Annotated in this window: 16 protein-coding genes; 7 read left to right on the forward strand and 9 right to left on the reverse strand. The window is 66.8% G+C overall.

All coding sequences use genetic code 11. From position 1 onward, the window contains the following. The first annotated feature begins 968 nt into the window (after positions 1-968). The 3 genes from ACLJPY_RS09145 to ACLJPY_RS09155 all read left to right on the forward strand — a co-directional run bounded on the left by ACLJPY_RS09145 (position 969) and on the right by ACLJPY_RS09155 (position 4912). Positions 969-1613, forward strand: a complete 645-nt coding sequence (locus ACLJPY_RS09145) for a hypothetical protein (RefSeq protein ID WP_410587561.1) — start codon at positions 969-971, stop codon at positions 1611-1613. Between the two features lie 62 nt (positions 1614-1675). Continuing rightward, positions 1676-3085: a transcriptional regulator gene (locus ACLJPY_RS09150; RefSeq protein WP_410587562.1), complete on the forward strand. Its 1410-nt coding sequence runs from the start codon at positions 1676-1678 to the stop codon at positions 3083-3085. A 126-nt stretch (positions 3086-3211) separates the two neighbouring features. Next, entirely contained in the window at positions 3212-4912 is a 1701-nt protein-coding gene (locus ACLJPY_RS09155) for a DEAD/DEAH box helicase (protein ID WP_410587563.1), read from the forward strand. Here the strand turns inward: ACLJPY_RS09155 and ACLJPY_RS09160 are convergent. Next, positions 4905-6197: a DNA cytosine methyltransferase gene (locus tag ACLJPY_RS09160; RefSeq protein ID WP_410587564.1), complete on the reverse strand. Its 1293-nt coding sequence runs from the start codon at positions 6195-6197 to the stop codon at positions 4905-4907. The two genes, ACLJPY_RS09155 and ACLJPY_RS09160, sit on opposite strands and share 8 nt — an antisense overlap. Before the next feature lie 53 nt (positions 6198-6250). Here ACLJPY_RS09160 and ACLJPY_RS09165 point away from each other — a divergent pair, with 53 nt between their 5' ends. Continuing rightward, on the forward strand, positions 6251-6709 hold the full coding sequence (locus tag ACLJPY_RS09165; protein ID WP_410587565.1) for a very short patch repair endonuclease: 459 nt from the start codon (positions 6251-6253) through the stop codon (positions 6707-6709). A gap of 76 nt (positions 6710-6785) precedes the next feature. On the opposite strand, the gene ACLJPY_RS09170 is transcribed toward ACLJPY_RS09165, so the two are convergent. Continuing rightward, a complete protein-coding gene (locus ACLJPY_RS09170; RefSeq protein ID WP_410587566.1) occupies positions 6786-7253 on the reverse strand; it encodes an FxsA family protein in 468 nt (155 codons plus the stop codon). A gap of 215 nt (positions 7254-7468) precedes the next feature. Here ACLJPY_RS09170 and ACLJPY_RS09175 point away from each other — a divergent pair, with 215 nt between their 5' ends. Further along, complete coding sequence (locus ACLJPY_RS09175; protein WP_410587567.1) at positions 7469-8638, forward strand: hypothetical protein; 1170 nt, start codon at positions 7469-7471, stop codon at positions 8636-8638. Here ACLJPY_RS09175 and ACLJPY_RS09180 read toward each other — a convergent pair. Beyond that, complete coding sequence (locus ACLJPY_RS09180) at positions 8619-9170, reverse strand: TetR/AcrR family transcriptional regulator (protein WP_410587568.1); 552 nt, start codon at positions 9168-9170, stop codon at positions 8619-8621. The genes ACLJPY_RS09175 and ACLJPY_RS09180 overlap by 20 nt on opposite strands. Before the next feature lie 80 nt (positions 9171-9250). Between ACLJPY_RS09180 and ACLJPY_RS09185 the strand changes: the two genes are divergently transcribed. Beyond that, a complete protein-coding gene (locus ACLJPY_RS09185) occupies positions 9251-10150 on the forward strand; it encodes a quinone oxidoreductase family protein (RefSeq protein WP_410587569.1) in 900 nt (299 codons plus the stop codon). On the opposite strand, the gene ACLJPY_RS09190 is transcribed toward ACLJPY_RS09185, so the two are convergent. From ACLJPY_RS09190 to pdhA, 5 genes are all read right to left on the reverse strand, one after another. Beyond that, complete coding sequence (locus ACLJPY_RS09190) at positions 10147-12093, reverse strand: ABC transporter ATP-binding protein (RefSeq protein ID WP_410587570.1); 1947 nt, start codon at positions 12091-12093, stop codon at positions 10147-10149. The two genes, ACLJPY_RS09185 and ACLJPY_RS09190, sit on opposite strands and share 4 nt — an antisense overlap. A gap of 20 nt (positions 12094-12113) precedes the next feature. Beyond that, positions 12114-12698: a TetR/AcrR family transcriptional regulator gene (locus tag ACLJPY_RS09195; RefSeq protein WP_410587636.1), complete on the reverse strand. Its 585-nt coding sequence runs from the start codon at positions 12696-12698 to the stop codon at positions 12114-12116. A gap of 146 nt (positions 12699-12844) precedes the next feature. Then, positions 12845-14137 (reverse strand): dihydrolipoamide acetyltransferase family protein, encoded by a 1293-nt coding sequence (locus tag ACLJPY_RS09200; protein WP_410587571.1) that lies wholly within the window; start codon positions 14135-14137, stop codon positions 12845-12847. Positions 14138-14153: 16 nt separating this feature from the next. Continuing rightward, positions 14154-15146: an alpha-ketoacid dehydrogenase subunit beta gene (locus ACLJPY_RS09205; protein WP_410587572.1), complete on the reverse strand. Its 993-nt coding sequence runs from the start codon at positions 15144-15146 to the stop codon at positions 14154-14156. Next, complete coding sequence (pdhA, locus tag ACLJPY_RS09210) at positions 15146-16351, reverse strand: pyruvate dehydrogenase (acetyl-transferring) E1 component subunit alpha (RefSeq protein ID WP_410587573.1); 1206 nt, start codon at positions 16349-16351, stop codon at positions 15146-15148. Before pdhA ends, ACLJPY_RS09205 begins: the two co-directional genes overlap by 1 nt. Positions 16352-16709: 358 nt before the next feature. On the opposite strand from pdhA, the gene ACLJPY_RS09215 reads away from it, so the two are divergent. Further along, entirely contained in the window at positions 16710-18128 is a 1419-nt protein-coding gene (locus ACLJPY_RS09215; RefSeq protein ID WP_410587574.1) for a M20/M25/M40 family metallo-hydrolase, read from the forward strand. A 5-nt stretch (positions 18129-18133) separates the two neighbouring features. Here the strand turns inward: ACLJPY_RS09215 and ACLJPY_RS09220 are convergent, their stop codons facing one another. Beyond that, positions 18134-18706, reverse strand: a complete 573-nt coding sequence (locus tag ACLJPY_RS09220) for a TetR/AcrR family transcriptional regulator (protein WP_410587575.1) — start codon at positions 18704-18706, stop codon at positions 18134-18136. Positions 18707-18770 lie beyond the last annotated feature (64 nt).

Genomic DNA, 18770 nt, shown 5'->3' on the forward strand with positions numbered 1-18770 from the left:
CTCTCCGCTGCCACCTCATACATCGATCGCAATACCGTGATGGATGGGACCCTGTGCGCGTTGACGTAGAGCGAGAGCGCCGGAGTGGAAACCCAGATCTTCGCTGCTCTCTCCGCTTGTGTCCGAGGTGCCATGCATCGGCACAGTGACAAAAGGACGTCGGCAAGTTGTCGCTGTGCCGCTGTGGCATCCGCGGGGTATCGCCCTCCCACGTGACCTAATCTCATGATTTCCACCGTATTTCGAGCGTGCTCAATAGAAGCGAGCAACGGTTGGTGCTCGCCTGTCGCTTGGCGGGATTACTTGTCCGGGCTGCTGCCCCGCGCATGCGTGGTGAAGTTGTTGACCAGGGGGTGTGCCTGGGGTTCGTGCGTCTCGCGAGCCTCCCGGCGGGGGCCGTCCCAGACGTTGCTCCTTTCGTGTCAGCTAAGCACTTTATGAACAGCTGAGCCTCAGGCAGCCTACCGCAGGCTGTGGCGTCGCGGAGCTCTCGTCGCTTCTCGGCGCGTTGCGTCCTCGGCACGCTGAAGCGACGAAGAGTTATTCGCTGAGCCTCGCTTGCAGCATCAGCATCGCGTTTGTAGATTGTTGACAATCTACAAACGCGATGCTGATGGGCATGGTTCGGGTTGCAGAAGACGAGAATATGCAGGTCATGGCCGGGAGAGTCCGCGCATGCCAGCTCGCTCTTGACTGGAACCCCGCCTATTTGATTGAGCCTTCAATCAAATAGGCGAGCTAAAATGATCATGACTAACCGCCAGTAGGCTCGGGTTTCCGTTCGCTCGCCCTGATGATTCTGTAAACACCATCGGCGCGGCGTGCCGCCGCTTCTGTGCTACAAAGGGCTAACAGTGTCCGGCCGCGTGTACACCTCAGCCGAGCCGTGTGCTCTCAGCTAGTGTGCGCGCACCGAAAGTAAGGGAAAGCTATTGCTGCCGTCGTGGGAAGACCCGAACCTCGGGACGATGAAGCGCGTTGCCTTGTGGCTGATTTCCGAGGTGGGCGAGGGGAACGAGTTCACCAAGGAGCAGATGCGTGCTGCCTTTCCCGGGGTTTCGCAGATCGATCGCCGGATGCGTGACCTGCGGAGTTTCGGCTGGCGTATCGATACCAACCGGGAGGATCCCCGCCTCACTTCGGCGCAGCAGCGTTTCGTGACGCGCGGACAGCCTGTCTGGGAAAAGGGAATGGCTTCACGGCCTGCATCGGCGCCGGCTATCGGCGCGGTTCGGCGACGCGAAGTGATCTCCGGTGACAGCAATATGTGCCGGTCGTGTGGAATCACGCCCGGCCAGCTCTACGCGGGCACCTTCGAGGGGGCACAGCTTGATATTGCCCGCCGCGAGGTCCGGTTGCCTGGGGGGGCCAGTGACGTTCAGCTGATCACGGAGTGCAACCGATGCCGGGTTGGCGCGAAGGACCTCACCGCGGACCTGTCCGCCGTAATCGATCGGGCCGGCGCGCTGAGCTCGGACGATCGCGAGCTTCTTGCTGGTTGGATGGATGCGGACGAGCGGCCGTTCAGCCCCGTGGAACGAGTCTGGGCCGAATACCGGGCCTTGCCTGCTGACGCTCGTGCAGCTCTGCGCGAGTTCTTGGGCTTGGCCTGAGCTGTGTGCCGGCTCCGGTTATCGTTCTTCGTCGGTGGCGCGTCGGTGGTACGGGAGAATGCATGATCAAGGACTATGGTCGGCCGCCTCGAGCCGATGAGAACCGCGCTGTTGTAGAGCGCCGTCTCAAGGAGATCGATGCCCGAGGCGGCGCTCGTGAAACGCAGAGCATCGACTGGCGTGGCAACCAGGTGCATCTGGACGTGATCCAGATGCCCGTGGGCGACCTCTATTACAACCCGGCGACCCATCGGGTTCGTGCGCAGCGCAGCCACGACCCCGAGCGTGACCGCCTGGTCGATGAGGCCCCTTGGAGCACTGAGAGCCAGGAGTACCTCGGCTACCTGCTGCAAGCGCTGCCCTCGGATCCCGGCAGGACCGACCCAACTTTCACGGAACTTCTCGAGAGTCTCCGCAAGTACGAGCAGACTGAGCCTGGGCTGATCACCCGGGAAGGCATTCTGGTCAATGGCAACACGCGCCGGGCCGCCCTGCTGAAGACGGGAGGCCCGCAACAACCCATCCGGGTTGCTGTTCTGCCTGACTCGTGTGACTGGCCAGACATCCGGGACGTCGAGCTGTCGTTGCAGCTCAGGAAGGAACACCGCCGCGACTACTCGTACATCAACCGCCTGCTTGCCATCGACGAGCTGGTGAGCCAGGGTCTGCCACTGCCGAAGATCGCTGGCATCTTCCGGACGACGGTGGCAGCTTGCAAACAAGATCAGTGGGTCTTCTCGTGCATCAAGTCGATGATCGAGCGCAGCGAGGTGGGCGGTCGCCGGATTCCGCTCATCGCGTTCGAAGATCACCAGGAGAAGCTCAAGGAGCTGCATCGCCGCTACCAGAAGGATCAAGCAACGAGCGGTGATCGCGCCGAGCTGACCAAAGAGTCACGCTTGGCGGCCATCATGCTCGGCTTCTCGAAGACCGATGTCAGGTTCATCGAGGCAGACTTCCAGTCTCGCTACTTGAACGACGCGCTGCCCGCCAAGCTCAAGCCCGGGAAGCCGTCGTCGCAGAAAGTCGCGATTCCAGGCCTGGGTCTCTCCGTGAAGGGCTCCTCTAATGAGGTCGCGAACGCCAAGGAGCTGACAAACACGGTGCTCAAAGCGCGGGCCGTGGAGATCAGCTCGTCCGGGCTGGAGACTGGTCAGACAGCTGAGCCGATCGGTGAGCTGAAGGTGGCAGTGAACGAAGCGATCCGGCTGGCCGGGCGCCAGGCGCAGCTTCAGAAGCGGAAACAAGCGGCGCCAGATCGCCTGAACACCGCACGGGCGGAGATCGATCAGTGTGTTACTGAGCTGGTCATGTCGCGGGCATCACGAGCGCTGGATGAGGAAGCGTTCAATGATGCCGTGATGGGCTTCCGTCGCAGCTTGCGCAGCCTAGCGGTCGAAGCGGCCCGTACTGTGGAAGAGCCGGGTGAAGGCGTCGACTGGCTGCGGCAAGTGCTTGAACTGGAGACCTGAGTGCATCGAAGCGGGCCAAGCCTGATCATCGGGTTCGATTTGACGAGGACTCAGGCGCGGCTGGAGACCGTGAGCCGTCGCAGGGAAGACCTCGCCACCCTCCTGGCGGGGTTTCCCGGTGGTCAGATGACGGAACGGCTGGCGGCCGCTGTCCCGATCGACGAGTTCATCGGGAACATTGAAGCTCTGGCCGAGTGGCCCGAACCCGACTCCGTCGCATGGGAACAGTCTTTCCAGGTCCTCGCCACGGAGATGATCGCAGACGCAGAACGCTCCGAGCGTCTCCTCTCCGGCGAAGTGGACGAACTGGTTGTAAGTGACAGCGAGGTCGCAGACGCCCTTGAGCCCACGTGGTCCGGGGATCTCACGTCTTTCCAGCGCCGAGACGTAGCGAAGCTCGTCTCGCTCGGTCACGGCGCGAACTTCTCAGTGCCTGGTGCCGGCAAGACGCGAGTGGCGTTAGCAGAGTTTTCGATCCTGCGCCGGCGGGGCCACGTGACGCGGATGCTGGTCGTTTGCCCGAAGTCGGCTTACGAAGCGTGGCAGGAGGAAAGCCAAAAGTGCTTCGCCGACGGGCTGGATGTCCAGGTGTTTGACGGCAGGGACTCGCTCACGGCGGACGTGTTGCTGGTGAACTATGAACGACTTGACCGATCGCTCGGTGTGATTACCGGTTGGCTCGAGTCTGCGCCGACGATGATGATCCTCGACGAGGCGCATCGCATGAAGCTTGGTAGTGCAGGAGTCTACGGAGCTGCGTGTATGGCTCTCGGTCCGCTGAGCACGAAAAGGATGATCCTGACCGGGACTCCCGCTCCAAATGGTCCAAAGGACCTCGAGAGCTTGTTCGCTTTCGTCTGGCCGGGACGTGGGAAACGTGTGGTCAATGACGCAGTAGGCGGTGGAAACCTGGTTCATGCCAGCCGGGTTCTCAAACCGCTCTACACCAGGACGACCAAGCAGGAACTCGGACTACCGCCGGTATCGGTGAAGATGCGCATGGTCGACCTCCCGCCTCTGCATCGGGAAATCTACGACGCCATCGTCGGGAGATTCACGATGCGCGCCGCGCGAAGCAAGTCGGACTTCGACTCGATCGGCAAGACCGTGCTCCGGCTGATCATGGCTGCTACCAGCCCGGCTCTTCTTGCTCAAGGAGCCACGAGATACGAGCCTCTCTCCCTTCAGGTACCACCCTTGGAGATACCCGCGGACGATCCACTGTACAGCTTGCTAGGCTCGCTTTCGGAATACGAGATGCCGCCGAAGTATCAAGAAGTGCTCGCGATCGTGAAGGAGAATTCGGCGAAGGGACGGAAAACTCTGGTATGGGCCAGCTTTGTCCGCAGCATCAGTACCCTCGAGAGGCTCCTGGAGGACTTCCAGCCTGCTGTCGTGCACGGAGGCACTGCGGAGCGCGAGGGGCAGATCGATCGTTTCCGAAACGATCCGGACTGCTTGGTGCTCATTTCTAATGCGGCGACCCTTGGTGAGGGAATCAGCCTTCATCAGGTCTGCCACGATGCCGTGTATGTCGATCGTGATTTTCAGGCAGGCCGGTTCCTGCAAAGCCTGGACCGGATTCACCGCCTTGGTCTTGCGCCGGATGCGGAGACTAGGGTGACTGTTTTAGCCACCAGGCGCACAGTTGATGAGGTGGTGGCAAAGCGGCTTAATGAAAAGCTTGAGTTCATGGGTAAGCTTCTCGATGATTCTTCGGTTCAGAAGCTCGGGGATCCATTCGAAGAACAGTCAGCAGTTGCCGGTATGGATGCGGCGGACGTCAGGGCGCTGCTCGAGCATGTGCAGAAGCCGCGACCTAACTGATCTTTGACCGGTTCTGAATGAACTTCTCGTGTCGTTCATGGTTTTCCTGGCCGATGAATGCCTTGAATTCGCCAAGTTGATATGCCAGCGTGTCATCGCTGGTGGGCTTGGATTCAATATGGAAGTCCCGGCCAAGCTGCGCGATTCTCTCCTCGAGTTCCGGGATGCCGTTCCGGAGCCCGGCCAGGTCGACGATGAGTTTGGCGGGCACAAGGCCGCCCTGCTCGCGAAGTACCTTGTATACGGGATCATGGCTCGGGTTGTCCCGGGCGACCACGTCCCCTTCGTGCTTGAGTGCCCTGAGAATCGCCGAGCCGACGGCCTTGGCAACCGGAGGCGGGAACGCGTTCCCGATCTGGCGATACCGGGACGTCTTCAGGCCCGTGAACTCCCACTTGTACTCAGGGCGCCAGCCTTGGATGCGGGCAACCATCTCGTTCGTCAGCTTTGGCCCAGGCGCTGGGAATTTGTCCGTTCTCGCTGGGGCGGAGTTGGCAACGCCCATGGCATCGACGCCAAGTTCGGCCCACGCGCGCTTGGCACGGGTCGGGCCGAGATCTGCCCCACCGTGCTTCTTGGATCCGCCGACGATCGTGGGGCCGATCTTGTTGGCAAGCTTCTGCCACTCCGCAAGACCTTCCCAGCCGTTGACGCCCATGAGGTCGGAGATGGCGCCGCTGACGGTCAGCGTCTCGGGGTCGGGCTCAGGCCACTTGAAGTACTTGGCGTCATCTTCTTGCATGGCGACCAGGACGAAACGTGGCCGAAGCTGAGGAACACCGAAGTCGCTGGCGTTGAGCAGGCGCCACTCAGCAACGTATTTGAACTCCGCGAGGCGGTCCAGGACGTACTGACGATAGCCCGAGAAGCGCGGCAAGCTGAGACCACGGACGTTCTCGAGCATGAGCGCGCGCGGCCGGACCTTGTCGACCTGCTCCACGGCCCAGGCGAACAAGTCCCGTTCGTCGTTTGCGCCGAGCTGCTTCCCCGCGATGGTGAACGGCGGGCACGGGACACCTCCCGCCAGAAGAGCAACCTCCCGGTGATCCTCGGGGTTGAAGACCTCGGGATCTGCCACATCGCCCATCTGAACGACCGGCCGCAACTCCTCGTTGACTTCGATCAAGCCGGAGAGGTTCTTCTTCAGGGTCTGAAAAGCGTTCGGGTCCAGCTCGACAGCGAGCCGGTGCTTGAAGCCGGCGAGCTCGAGGCCGAGCGCCTGGCCTCCTGCGCCAGCGCAGAGCTCAACGACTTCGAAGGAGCTGTCGTCGGTTGCGCCGGTCATTGGAGTCCTTCCCAGGGTGGCGTGGCGAGGTGGCGCCTGAGACTATCTGGCGCATGGCGCGCCGCGTGACACCCCCGTCGGCTGATGAAAAAGCGAAGCCGAAGCCCTATCCCGCTGCCGCGAACGAGGGCCGCTCTCGCAACATGCGAGCCAACAGGCGCACTGACACCAAGCCCGAGGTGACTCTTCGTAAGGAGCTGCATCGGCTTGGTTATCGGTACCGCAAGGACCTGCCGATAGTGCTCGAAGGTGTGCGTGTTCGGCCGGACATCGTCTTCACCAAGCGAAAGGTCGCGATCTTCGTCGACGGCTGCTTCTGGCACGTCTGCCCGGAGCACGGTCGCCACCCGACCAGCAATGAGTGGTACTGGACGCCGAAGCTCCGGCGCAACATGAGCCGCGATCAGCTGGTTACCGAAGCGCTTGTAGACGCGGGCTGGCGAGTGGTCCGCATCTGGGAACACGTGCCGCTGCGTGACGCCGTCTCGGCTGTCGAGGCCGCGATCTCGTAGCACGAACACGCGTTCGATCTTAGAGACTGCACGTGCAAACGCCTAGCAGCATCAGTTCGCGTGTCGTCGCCGCTGATCAGCCCTCGACGACGCGACCCTCGATGACCGGCGGCTGCTCCCGCCGCGGTTCGTCCGGGGACACGACCTCGCTGTCCACCACCATCACCGGCCCCCGCCGGCGGTTGGCGAACCGGACCGCCCTCTTCTCCATCCGCTTCAACCACAGCCGGCGCGCCACCGCCCGTGAAGGCGGGAGGATCAGCAGCAACCCGAGCACGTCGCTGACGAACCCGGGCACCAGGATCAGTACCCCGCCCAGGCCGACCAGCATCCCGTCGGTCAGTTCCTTCTCGGCCGGTCTCCCCGACCGGGCCGCCGAGGTGAACGCCCGCATCGCCTTGCCGCCCTCGCGGCGGGCCAGCCACGAGCCCAGGACGGCGCCCGCCAGGAGGAGGCCCAGCGTGCCGAGCACGCCGACGGCTGAACCCACCGCCCAGATCGCGGCGATCTCGGCGAAGACGTAAAGCAGGAACGCGACAGCCATACCCCTTCAACGAACGACCTGTCCGATTTGCTCCCGGGCCGAGCACCCACCGGCTAGTCTCACGCACCGTGTCCGACTGGCTCCGCTGGCTCTTGATCGCATTGTGCCTGCTCGTGGCGTCGCTCCTGATCCGGCAAGGCTCCCGTCGACAGTTCGTGGTCCGCGGGGTCAGCCGGACTCGGCAGCCGCGGCCTCCGGCGCCCTGGCGGCGGGGGATGGCCGTTTCCGTCCTCGGCTGGCTGTTCGTGGCCCTGCTCGTGGCCGGTGCCACCGGTGGTGGCCTGCTCTGGTTCCTCGGCTGGCCGCGGCTTCCGCGGGCCGGTGCCTTCGACGTCGGGGAGCTGCTCGACCTGTTGAAAATCGCCCTCTCCGTGGTCGCCGGCTTCGGTGGGGTCGTGCTACTTGCCGTCGGGTACCGGAAGCAGCGGGTGGCTGAGGACGAACATGCCCTGTCCGTCCAGCGTGCTGAACGCGAAGTCGTTCAGAAGTTCAACGAACGCTTCGGGAGTGCCGCCGAGCAGCTCGCCAACGAGAGCCCGGCAGTCCGGCTCGCCGGCGTTTATGCGATGGCCGGCCTTGCCGACGACTGGGCCGACAAGCGTCAAGTCTGTGTCGATGTCCTCTGCGGCTACCTGCGGATCCGCCAGGAACGCGACGGCGAGACCGAGGTGCGGGAGGCGATCCTGCGCATGGTGCGCGACCACACGCGGGCATCGGCGAGGATTTCCTGGTCCGCGCTCGACTTCGACTTCACCGGTGTGACCTTGGAGAACGCCGACTTCGCCCGGCTGGAGTTCCGCGGCGAGGTGTTGTTCGACGGGGCTGAGTTCGTGGGCGGGGTGGCCTCCTTCGCCGGCACGGTGTTCGGGCGGTTGCTGAGCTTCCACGGCGCCCGTTTCGCCGCGGCCGAGACGAACTTCGCCGGGATCACCCTCGCCAGAGGCAAAGCCGAATTCGTCGGCGCGGAATTCACCGGCGACAAGCTCGACGTGGCCGACGCGCTCTTGGAGTCCTCCTCGATGGCCTTCTTCCGCTGCCGGTTCGGCGCACCCGTGGTCGACTTCTCGCAGCTCGACTTCTCGTTCGGCCGGCTGGTGTTCGACCGCTGCGACTTCGCGGACCTCGAACTCGACCTTTCGAGCAAGCACGGTTACGACCCGGGCCCGCTGCCCGTGCTCGCCGAGAACTGCCGGTTCGAGCGGTGCCGCCTCGACCTCAGCCACGTCGCGCGGCAGGTGCGGCTCACCGGCTGCTCGCTCGACACCGTGACCCTCGTCGATCGGGACGACGAGCCGGTGCAGCTCCCGTGGCAGCAGGTCGAGTTGCGTGGCGGCACCCTGCTGCCGTCCCACCACACGGAGGTCGTCAGCCCAGCATCGTCCTGACCAGCGACCGCAGGCCCGCTGCCAGCCGCTCGGTTTCGCCCGTGCGCAGCAGGTGCAACATCAAATCGCTGTGCAGCGAGCCCAGTAGCAAGTGCGCCGTCAGGTCCGCGTCCAGCCCGCATGACGCGGCCGCGATCAGCCCCGACACGTGTGCGTGCCACGCCAGGTAGACCGGGCTGTTCAGGCGGTCCGTCGACGCCTGCTCGAACGCCGCCATCACCTTCACGTTGCGGGTCGCCAGCTCCACCACCGCGTCGAAGAACGCCGCCAAGCGCGCAGCCGGTGGTGCGCCCGGGCCCAACGGTGGCGGTCCCGAAGCCATCGCGGACGACAGCGACTCGACTCGCGATTCCACCAGTGCCCGCATCAGGCCTTCGCGGTTGCCGAAGCGGTGGAACACCGTTCCCTTGGCGACGCCGGCCGCCGCGGCGACGCGGTCCATCGATACTTCTGAGACCTCGTGCGACGCCAGGAGTTCCTCCGTCGCGCGCAGGATCGCCTGGCGGTTACGGGCCGCGTCGGCGCGCTCCATGCAGACTCCTCGACAAGTTGACCGTCGGTCCATATAGTAGGCGATCGTAAGTTGACCGACGGTCCATTTAGGGGAGAGTCATGCGAGCAGTGGTGCAGCACGGCACGGGTGGTCCGGAAGTGCTCGAACTCGAGGACCGGCCGGAACCGACGCGGAACTCCGGCGACGTGCTCATCCGGACCGAGGCGATCGCGGTGCCGTTCTACGAGACGCAGATGCGATCCGGGCAGATCCCGGCCGGTCCGGCGCCGGCGGTCTTCGGGCACGAGGCCGCCGGGATCGTCCTCGACGCCGACGATCCCGCCCTGCTGGGCAAAAGAGTCGTCACCATGTCCTTCACCGGGGGCGCGTACGCCGAGGTCGTCGCCGCGAGCCAGTACAGCCTCGTGCCCGACGGCATCACCGCCGAACAGGCCGTCGCCGCTGCCGTTCCGGCCTCCGTGGCGCTCGGTCTGATGGACGCCGCGAACGTGAAAGCCGGGGAAACCGTGCTGGTCGAGGCCGTCTCCGGGGCCATCGGTGGCTACCTGGCCCGGCTGGCCGAGCGGAACGGCGCTCGAGTCGTGGCGACCGCCGGCCAGGGCAAAGCCGACATCGACCACGACGATCCGGACTGGCGGCAGCAGGTGCCCGAAGGGATCGACGTCGTCTTCGAGGCGATCGGCGGCCCGCGCGCCGCCGAGCTCACCGCCAAACTCGCCTTCTTCGGCCGGATCCTCGCCTTCGGCATGCTCAGCGGCGAATTGCCGGTCTTCTCGGTCGCCGACCTCATTCCGCGCGGGTTGACCCTGATCGGCTTCGGTGGGCCGGACGCCTACGGGAAGCGGGTCGCGGCCGTCCGCGCCGAGGCGCTCGGCCTCGTCGCGGACGGCACGCTGACCCCCGTGCTCGACCGGGCCTACCCCCTCGCCGACGTCGCCGCCGCGCACGCGCGCGTCGAGAGCCGCGAAGGTACCGGCAAGGTCGTGCTCGTCCCTTAGCTCGGGACCTCGTCCAGGTACGCCTGCGCCTGCAGCGTGAACAACTCCGCGTACCCCGCCTTCGCCGCCATCAGCTCCTCGTGCGTGCCGTACTCCGCGACCTTTCCGTGGTCCAGCAGGAGGATCCGCTCCGCCTGCCGCACGGTCGAGAACCGGTGCGAGATGTACAGCGTCGTGCGCCCTTCGGACAGCGAACGCAGGCGCGAGAACAGGTCGTGCTCGGCCTGCGCGTCCAACGCGGACGTCGGCTCGTCGAGGATCAAGATCGGCGCCTCCCGCTGGAACGCCCGGGCCAGCGCGATCTTCTGCCACTCGCCGCCGGACAGGGAGACACCCTGGTCGAACCACCTTCCCAGCGGGCTGTCGTAGCCGGACGGCAGCCGCTCGATGCGCTCGTCCGCGCCCGCCCGGCGGGCCGAGTCCTCGATGTGCGGGCGGTCTTCCAGGCGGGTCAGGTCGCCCAAGCCGATGTTCTCCGCCGCCGTTCCCTGGTACGTCACGTAGTCCTGGAACATCGCGCTGATCCGCGTGCGCAGTTCGTCCGGGTCGTACTCGCGGATGTCGACGCCGTCGAGCAGGATGCGGCCCGCCGTCGGGTCGTACAGCCGGCAGAGGAGCTTGAACAGCGTCGACTTGCCCGCGCCGTTGCGGCCCACGACCGCCACCGTCTCGCCCGGGCGGATCTCGAAGCTGACGTCCTCCAGCGCCGGCTCCTCCGAGCCCGGGTACGCGAACGTCACCGAGTCGAACTCGATGTGACCCTCCACAGTGGACGGCATCGGCCGCGGCGAAACGGGTGCGGTGATCTCCGGCTTCGTGTCCAGGAAGCGGTACAGCGTATCGAGGTACAGGTTGTTCTCGTACATTCCCGAGAACGCCGTGAACAGCCCGGACACCGACGTCTGCACGGACGTCGCCGCGGCCGTGTACAGCGCCAGGTCACCCAGGGTGAGCCGGCCGCCGACCGCCTCCAGCGCGATGTACAGCGCGATCGCCGAGCCCGCGAACGTGCTCAGCAGCCCCCAGGCCGTCGAGCTGACGTTGCGGTTGATCGTGAGCTTCCGCTGCCGCTCGTAGGAAACCGTGCCGAGCCGGCGGAACCGGTCGACGAAGTACGGGCCGAGCCCGAACAGCTTCGTCTCCTTGGCGTAGGTGTCCGTCGTGACCAGCGACGACAGGTAGTCCATCCGCCGCTTGATCGGCGACATCAGGAACGTCAGCCAGAAGGCGCGCGAGCCGTACTTGGACTGCGAGATGAACGCCGGGATCGGCGCCACCAGCGCGACCAGCGCCAGCAGCGGGCTGATCGAGACGAGCAGCGCGATCATGCTGCCGAACGTGATCAGCGTCCGCACGAGCCCCAGCGCGGAGTTCATCATCGACAGCGGCCGCGTCGGCGCCTCCTGCGCGGCCTGGCGCAGCATGTCGTAGGACGCCGAACCCTCGAAGTACGCCAGGTGCAGTTCGCTCGCGTGCGCCATCACCTGGTGCCGGATGGTCAGCGTCATGCGTTCCTGCAGCAGCGACTGCGCGATCGACGTCAGCGCGCTGCTGATCGCGGTCGCGGCCAGCACGCCGAACTGGAACAGCGCGACGTTCACGATGTCGCCCGTGGTGCCCTTGTGCTGGATCGCCGCGACGACGGAGTCGAGCAGCAGCTTCGCGATGTACGCGGTCACCGTCGGCAGCAGGCCGGACAGCAGCGTGATCAGCGCCAGCAGGATCGTCAGGACCGGGCTGGCCTGCCAGGTCAGCTTGACGACCTTGGGCAGGCCGCGGACCGTGCCCGCCACGGACGTCTTCGCCCGGCTCAGCCGGGAGCGCAGGTCCTTCGGCTGGTCGTCCTGCTTCGGTTCGGGGATGTCGACGGGCCCGGTCAGCCCGCTTTCCGGCACCGTGACGGCGTGCCGTCGTCTTCCGCGCCGGGCCAGCATGAACTCCATGCCGCCCCCACCGCCCGGGATCACTTGGCCTCCACGGCGCCGTGCAGGAAGACGTCGACCACCTGGCGCGTGGTGGCGGCGTTGTCGTCCGGCGCCATCCGCCGTCCGCCGAACAACAGGGTGAGGAACAACGCGGCCAGCTGCTCGGGGGGCAGCCGCAGCTGGTCCTTCTCGGGCTCGAACAGCTCGGTGATCGCGGCGCGCATGGCGCTCATCGACTCGCTGCGGCCGCCCTTCATGGTGCGGTTCTTCAGGCGCTGCTCGGGGTCGCGCTGCTTGTGCCGTCCGGTCGCGTGCAGGGCGCCCATCAGCGCGCCCATCCGCTCGAAGTGCGCGCCGAGCGCTTCGGCGGCCTCGACGAGCCGGTCTTCCAGGGGCTGTTCGATGGGGATCTCGGCGATCGCGTCGAGGACGTGGTCGGGGCGCAGCACCTCGGCGGTGCAGGCGTCGAACAGCTCGTCCTTGTCCTTGAACGCGCGGAAGATGGTGCCCTCGCCGATGCCGGCGGCCCGGGCGATCTGGCTGGTCGTGACCGCCGTGCCGTGCTCCATCAGGAGCGGCAGCACCGCGTGCACGATCATGGCGCGCCGGTCTTCGGGGCTCATGCTCGGCGCTCTTCGCCGGGTTTCGGAAGCTGGGGTCATGCCACCAGTGTGCGGAGTGAGTGCTCACTCCGTCAAATGAATATGCCGACGGCGAAACCGGAGAGGGCCGCCCCGGTACCCCGGGACGGCCCTCTACCTGCGGAAACTCAGTACGTCATGGCCATCGCCGGGTCGGCCAGCAGCGCGCCGACGTCGGCCAGGAACTCCGAGCCCTGCTGGCCGTCGACCACGCGGTGGTCGAAGCTCAGCGACAGCTGGAGCACCTTGCGGACCTTGATCTCGCCGTCGACCACCCACGGCTGGTCCTTGATCGCGCCGAGGCACAGGATCGCGGACTCGCCCGGGTTGATGATCGGCGTGCCGGTGTCGACGCCGAACACGCCCACGTTGGTGATCGTGAACGTGCCGTTCGCCATGTCGGCCGGCGACGTCTTGCCCTCGCGGGCGACGTCGGTCAGCGTGGTCAGCGCCTGGGCCAGCTCCTTCAGCGACATCGAGTCGGCGTCGCGGACCTTCGGCACGATCAGGCCGCGCGGAGTCGCCGCCGCGATGCCGAGGTGCACGTAGTCCTTGTAGACGATCTCCTGCGCCTGCTCGTCCCAGACCGCGTTGACGTCCGGGGTCCGCTTCGCCGCCAGGCACACGGCCTTCGCGGCGAAGGTCAGCGGCGTGACCTTGACCCCGGCGAACTCACGCGACTTCTTGAGCTTCTCGCGGAACTCCATCATCGGCGTGACGTCGATGGTCAGGAACTCCGTGACGTGCGGAGCGGTGTACGCGCTCTGCACCATCGCCGCCGCGGTCATCTTCCGGACGCCCTTGATCGGCACGCGCCGCTCGCGGGACCCGCTGTCCACCACGGGTGTGATGACCGGAGTTCCGTTGGCGGCGCGCTCGACGTCTTCGCGGGTGATGACGCCGCCGTCCGCGCTTCCGGTCAAGGAGTGGAGGTCGACGCCGAGGTCTTTTGCCAGCTTCCGAACCGGCGGCTTCGCCAGCGGGACGTATCCGCCGCGAGGTGCCACCGGAGCAGGTGTCACCGCCGGGGTGGCGACCGCGGCAACCGGAACGGGTTCGGCACCCTTGCGGGCGCGCCGCTGCGTGACCACTGTCTTCGAGCCGTACCCGACCAGCGGTTTCATCTCTTCTTCGGCTGGTTCCACAGCCGGTTCCGGAGTGGCCGAAGCACCACCGGGGTCGACGTCGATGGTGAGGATCGGCGTGCCGACCTCCACCGTCTGGCCCGGCTCGACGTGCAGTTCCGTGACGACCCCGGCCCACGGGATCGGCAGCTCGACGGCGGCCTTCGCGGTCTCGATCTCGACCACGATCTGGTTCACCGTCACGGTGTCGCCCGGCTTGACGTGCCAGGACAGGATGTCGGCTTCGGTCAGCCCCTCCGCCGTGTCGGCCAGGGGGAATTGTTTGTACGTGGGCATGGCGCGGAAATCCCCCTTACCAGGCGAGCGAGCGGTCGACGGCGTGCAGCACCCGGTCCAGGTCGGGGAGGTAGTGCTCCTCGAGCTTGGCCGGCGGGTACGGCGTGTCGAACCCGGTCACCCGGAGGACGGGCGCTTCCAGCGAGTAGAAGCACTCCTGCTGGACGCGCGCGGCGATCTCCGACGTCAGCGACGACTCCGACGGCGCTTCCGACAGCGCGATCAGCCGTCCGGTCTTGCGCACCGACTCGAACACCGGGCCGAGGTCCAGCGGCGAGAGCGTGCGCAGGTCGATGACCTCGAGGGACTTGCCTTCGTCCTCGGCCGCGGCGGCCGCGTCGAGGGCGACCTTCACCGACGGGCCGTACGCGACGACCGTCGCCGTCGTGCCTTCGCGGACGACCTGCGAGGAGAACACCTCGGACGGCGTCCCGGCGACGTCGATTTCGGCCCGCAGCGCACCCGAGTGGTACAGCCGCTTCGGCTCGAAGAACAGCACCGGGTCGTCGGACTTGACCGCCTGCTGGATGCCCCAGTAGGCGTCGACGGCGTTGGAGATCGAGACGACCTTGAGGCCCGGGATGTGCGCGAAGAGCGACTCCGGCGACTCCGAGTGGTGCTCGACCGCGCCGATCCCGCCGCCGAACGGCACGCGGATCACGACCGGCATCTTGATCTTGCCCTGCGTCCGGTAGTGCAGCTTCGCCAGCTGCGAGGAGATCTGGTCGAAGCCGGGGAAGATGAAGCCCTCGAACTGGATCTCGCAGACCGGCCGGAAGCCGCGCACGGCCAGGCCGACCGCGGTGCCGATGATGCCGGACTCCGCGAGCGGAGTGTCCAGCACGCGCTGCTCGCCGAAGTCCTTCTGCAGGCCGTCGGTGATCCGGAAGACGCCGCCGAGCTTGCCGACGTCCTCGCCCATGATCAGGACCTTGGGGTCCTCTTCCATGGCCCGGCGCAGGCCGAGGTTGAGGGCCTTGCCGATGGTGAGTTTCTGGAGGTCGCTCATCAGTGCTCACCCGCCGTGGCGAAGCCGTCGAGGTAGGACAGGAACTCTTCGCGCTGCGCGTCCAGCACCGGGTTGCCCTCGGCGTAGACGTTGCTGAAGATCCGCTCCGGCGGCGGCTCCGGCATGTTGAACGTGTACTCGCGCAGGTCCGCGGCGAACGCGTCGGCCTCGGCCTGGACGCTGTCGAAGAACGCCTGGTCGGCGTGGCCGTTGCGGGCCAGGTACGCGCGGACGCGCTCGATCGGGTCCTTGAGCTTCCACTCCTCCAGCTCGTCGGAGAGGCGGTAGCGGGTCGGGTCGTCGGTCGTCGTGTGCGCGTCCATCCGGTAGGTGAACGCCTCGATCAGGACGGGTCCGTTGCCGTGGCGGCACTCGTCGAGCGCCCAGCGGGACACCGCGAGGCAGGCCAGGACGTCGTTGCCGTCGACGCGGATGCCGGGGAAGCCGTAGCCGCGGGCGCGCTGGTACAGCGGCAGGCGCGACTGGCGCTCGGTCGGCTCGGAGATCGCCCACTGGTTGTTCTGGCAGAAGAACACGAGCGGCGCGTCGTAGACGGCGGCCCAAACGAATCCTTCGTGGACATCGCCCTGCGAAGTGGCGCCGTCACCGAAGTAGCAGATCGTAGCTTCGCCGTCGTCGTCGCCGACCTTGCCTTCGAACTTCTGGCCCATCGCGTACCCGGCGGCGTTGAGCACCTGGTTGCCGATCACGATGGTGTACGGGTGGAAGCCGTGGCCCTGGTAGTCCCAGCCGCTGTGGTCGGTGCAGCGGAAGATGCCCAGCAGGTCCTTCATGTCGACCCCGCGCGCGTACGCGACGCCGTGTTCGCGGTAGCTCGGGAACGCCATGTCGTTCGCCTTGAGGGCGCGGCCGGAGCCGATCTGCGCCGCCTCCTGGCCGAGCAGCGGGACCCAGATGCCGAGCTGGCCCTGGCGCTGCATGGCATTCGCCTCGCGGTCGGCCCGCCGGACGAGCACCATGTCGCGGTACAGGCCGCGGAGTGCTTCGGCGTCGACGTCGTCGACGTACTTGTCGAACTGGGGCGACGGAACCCGTTCGCCTTCGGGGGTGAGCAGCTGAGTCAGCTCAGCGCCACCTTCGCTGGTCGCTCGCAGTCCGGCGATCACCTGTTCGGGCGACGGCTGGGCCGCTACGGCGGCCGGCCCGTCTCCAGGTTCCGGGTGCGTCCACTGTTCGGACGGCATGCGCAGTACTCCTCGTGTCGGTGCCTCTGGCGGCCGCTTGTGGCGACCACAGCGACTGCACCGGCGGGGACCAGCGCATCGGGTCCGAAGCGCTCGGTCACCGTCGGCGTTGACGGTTCACGCCGACATCCTGGCACGAAGGTCAGCGCTTTGGTCAGACGCGGTTGCTGATTTGTTGCTGAGAAACCCGCTCTGAACAGGGAAAACGTTAGGAAGCCCGAGCATCGGACCTACGAGAGTAGGGAATCGACGCGCGCGTTCACCAGGCGTGGTGCGGCCGGGTGATCGCGTGATCACCCGCCTCGGGTGGACCGTTGTGATGTGCGGCACTGCCGGACCCCCGTGGCACGATGGCCATGTGGAGCAGAAATCCGTGCGTGAATCCGTAGTGGCGTCCTGGACCAGCGATGTCATCCCGAGCCTGTCCGGGCTGGTGGCGATCCCCGCCTTGTCCCCGGCGTTCGACGCCGAGTGGGCCAAGAGCGGGCACCTCGCCGCCGCCGTCGAGCACGTCCGCGAGTGGATCGCCGGGCGTGACCTGCCCGGCGCGACCCTCGAGATCGTGCAGCTCGAAGCCCGGACCCCCGTCCTGCTCGTCGACGTCCCGGCGACCCCGGGCGCGGCGGACAAGGGCACCGTCCTGATGTACGGCCACCTCGACAAGCAGCCCCCGGTCGGCGGCTGGTCCGAAGGCCTCGGCCCGTGGACGCCGGTGATCCGCGACGGCCGGCTGTACGGCCGCGGGTCCGTCGACGACGGCTACTCGGGCTACGCGGCGACCACGGCGGTCGAAGCCGTGCACGCGGCCGGCGGCGAGCACGCCCGCATCGTGCTGCTGCTGGAGACCGGCGAGGAGTCCGGCAGTCCCGACCTGCCCGCCTACGTCGAGCACCTGGCCGACCGCATCGGCGCGGTGTCGCTGGTGATCTGCCTCGACGCCGGCGGCAGTGACTACGAGCGGTTGTGGCTGGTCACCAGCCTGCGCGGGATGCTGCACCTCGACGTCACCGTGCAGCTGCTGGGGTCGGCGCAGCACTCGGGCATCGCGAGCGGTGTCGTCGCGAGCTCGTTCCGGATCCTGCGTCACCTGATCGAGCGCCTCGAGGACAGCGCGACCGGCGAACTGCTGCTGGACGAGCTCAAGGTGGACGTGCCGGCGAACCGGCTGTCGGAGCTCAAGGCCGTCTCGCAGGACTTCCCGGAGGCGCTGTCGAAGGCGTTCCCGCTGGTCGAAGGCGGGCGGGTGATGACGGAAGACGCGCTGGAGCTGATGCTCAACAACGCGTGGCGCCCGACGCTGTCGGTGATCGGCGCCGACGGCTTCCCGAAGCCCGCCGACGCCGGCAACGTCCTGCGCGAGAGCACCACGCTCACCCTGAGCTTCCGGCTCCCGCCGACGGCCGACGCCGAGAAGGCGCTCGAAGTCGTGAAGCACGCCCTGACCACCGACGTCCCGTACGGCGCGAAGGTCACGCTGGACTCGCCGCAGGCCGAGAACGGCTGGAACGCGCCGACCGAGTCGCCGTGGCTGACGACGGCCCTGCGCACGGTCGGCGACGAGGTCTTCGGCCAGCCGCACCGCGCGACCGGCATGGGCGGCTCGATCCCGTTCATGGGCCTGCTCTCGCAGAAGTACCCGGACGCGCAGTTCCTGGTCACCGGGGCCTGCGGGGCCGACTCGAACATCCACGTCCCGGACGAGTGGCTGCACCTGGAGTACGCGCAGCAGGTCACCGAGGCCGTCGCGCACATCCTGGACGCGCACGCCCGCGGCTGACCGCTTTACGGTAAAGCGACGCCGCAGGCGTCGCGGAAGGCCGCGGTGGCGGCGTCGAGGTAGGCGGGAAAAGCCTGGGCGCCGTCCGTGTCGATCCAGCGGTCGAAGGCGTCGCCGAGGATGATCGCCGCGACCTGGGCTGCCGGTTTCGCCAGCTCGGGCGCGGTGCCCCGGCGTTCGAGGGCTTCGCGGATTGCGGTCGTGACCGCGGCCGCCTTGCTGCGCTCGCGTTCGCCGAGTTCGGGCGTGGCCGCGATGACCGCCCGGCGTTCCGGTGACGGGTCGATGAGCTGCGTGACCCGCGTCCCGACCTCGGCCAGCGCGGCGAGGGCCGTGCTCAGCGGCGACTCGCCTTCTTCGGCCGCGAGGACGGCTTCGGCGACCGCGGGCGGCAGTTGTTCCGCACCCGCGAAGAGGACTTCGCGCTTGTCGGGGAAGTAGCGGAAGTACGAGCGGCGCGTGATCCCGGCGCGCTCGGCGATCTGCGTGATCGTCACGGCGTCGTATCCGTGCTCGGCGTACAGCTCCAGCGCGGCTTTCCGCAGCCGGTCCGCGGTTCCGGGATCCCATCTGGCCACGGCTCACCCTAGCTGATGTCTCAGTGTGTCATCACGTGCTAGCCTCGGTGATGACACACTGAGA

This window comes from Amycolatopsis sp. lyj-23 (assembly GCF_046549135.1).
Classification (GTDB): Bacteria; Actinomycetota; Actinomycetes; order Mycobacteriales; family Pseudonocardiaceae; genus Amycolatopsis.

Coding starts and splice junctions, on each gene's coding strand:
- ACLJPY_RS09145 (WP_410587561.1), top strand. CDS start 969: ATGAAGCGCGTTGCCTTGTGGCTGATTTCCGAGGTGGGCGAGGGGAAC.
- ACLJPY_RS09150 (WP_410587562.1), top strand. CDS start 1,676: ATGATCAAGGACTATGGTCGGCCGCCTCGAGCCGATGAGAACCGCGCT.
- ACLJPY_RS09190 (WP_410587570.1), bottom strand. CDS start 12,093: ATGGAGTTCATGCTGGCCCGGCGCGGAAGACGACGGCACGCCGTCACG.
- ACLJPY_RS09165 (WP_410587565.1), top strand. CDS start 6,251: ATGGCGCGCCGCGTGACACCCCCGTCGGCTGATGAAAAAGCGAAGCCG.
- ACLJPY_RS09170 (WP_410587566.1), bottom strand. CDS start 7,253: ATGGCTGTCGCGTTCCTGCTTTACGTCTTCGCCGAGATCGCCGCGATC.
- ACLJPY_RS09185 (WP_410587569.1), top strand. CDS start 9,251: ATGCGAGCAGTGGTGCAGCACGGCACGGGTGGTCCGGAAGTGCTCGAA.
- ACLJPY_RS09160 (WP_410587564.1), bottom strand. CDS start 6,197: ATGACCGGCGCAACCGACGACAGCTCCTTCGAAGTCGTTGAGCTCTGC.
- pdhA (WP_410587573.1), bottom strand. CDS start 16,351: ATGCCGTCCGAACAGTGGACGCACCCGGAACCTGGAGACGGGCCGGCC.
- ACLJPY_RS09205 (WP_410587572.1), bottom strand. CDS start 15,146: ATGAGCGACCTCCAGAAACTCACCATCGGCAAGGCCCTCAACCTCGGC.
- ACLJPY_RS09155 (WP_410587563.1), top strand. CDS start 3,212: ATGACGGAACGGCTGGCGGCCGCTGTCCCGATCGACGAGTTCATCGGG.
- ACLJPY_RS09200 (WP_410587571.1), bottom strand. CDS start 14,137: ATGCCCACGTACAAACAATTCCCCCTGGCCGACACGGCGGAGGGGCTG.
- ACLJPY_RS09175 (WP_410587567.1), top strand. CDS start 7,469: ATGGCCGTTTCCGTCCTCGGCTGGCTGTTCGTGGCCCTGCTCGTGGCC.
- ACLJPY_RS09180 (WP_410587568.1), bottom strand. CDS start 9,170: ATGGAGCGCGCCGACGCGGCCCGTAACCGCCAGGCGATCCTGCGCGCG.
- ACLJPY_RS09195 (WP_410587636.1), bottom strand. CDS start 12,698: ATGAGCCCCGAAGACCGGCGCGCCATGATCGTGCACGCGGTGCTGCCG.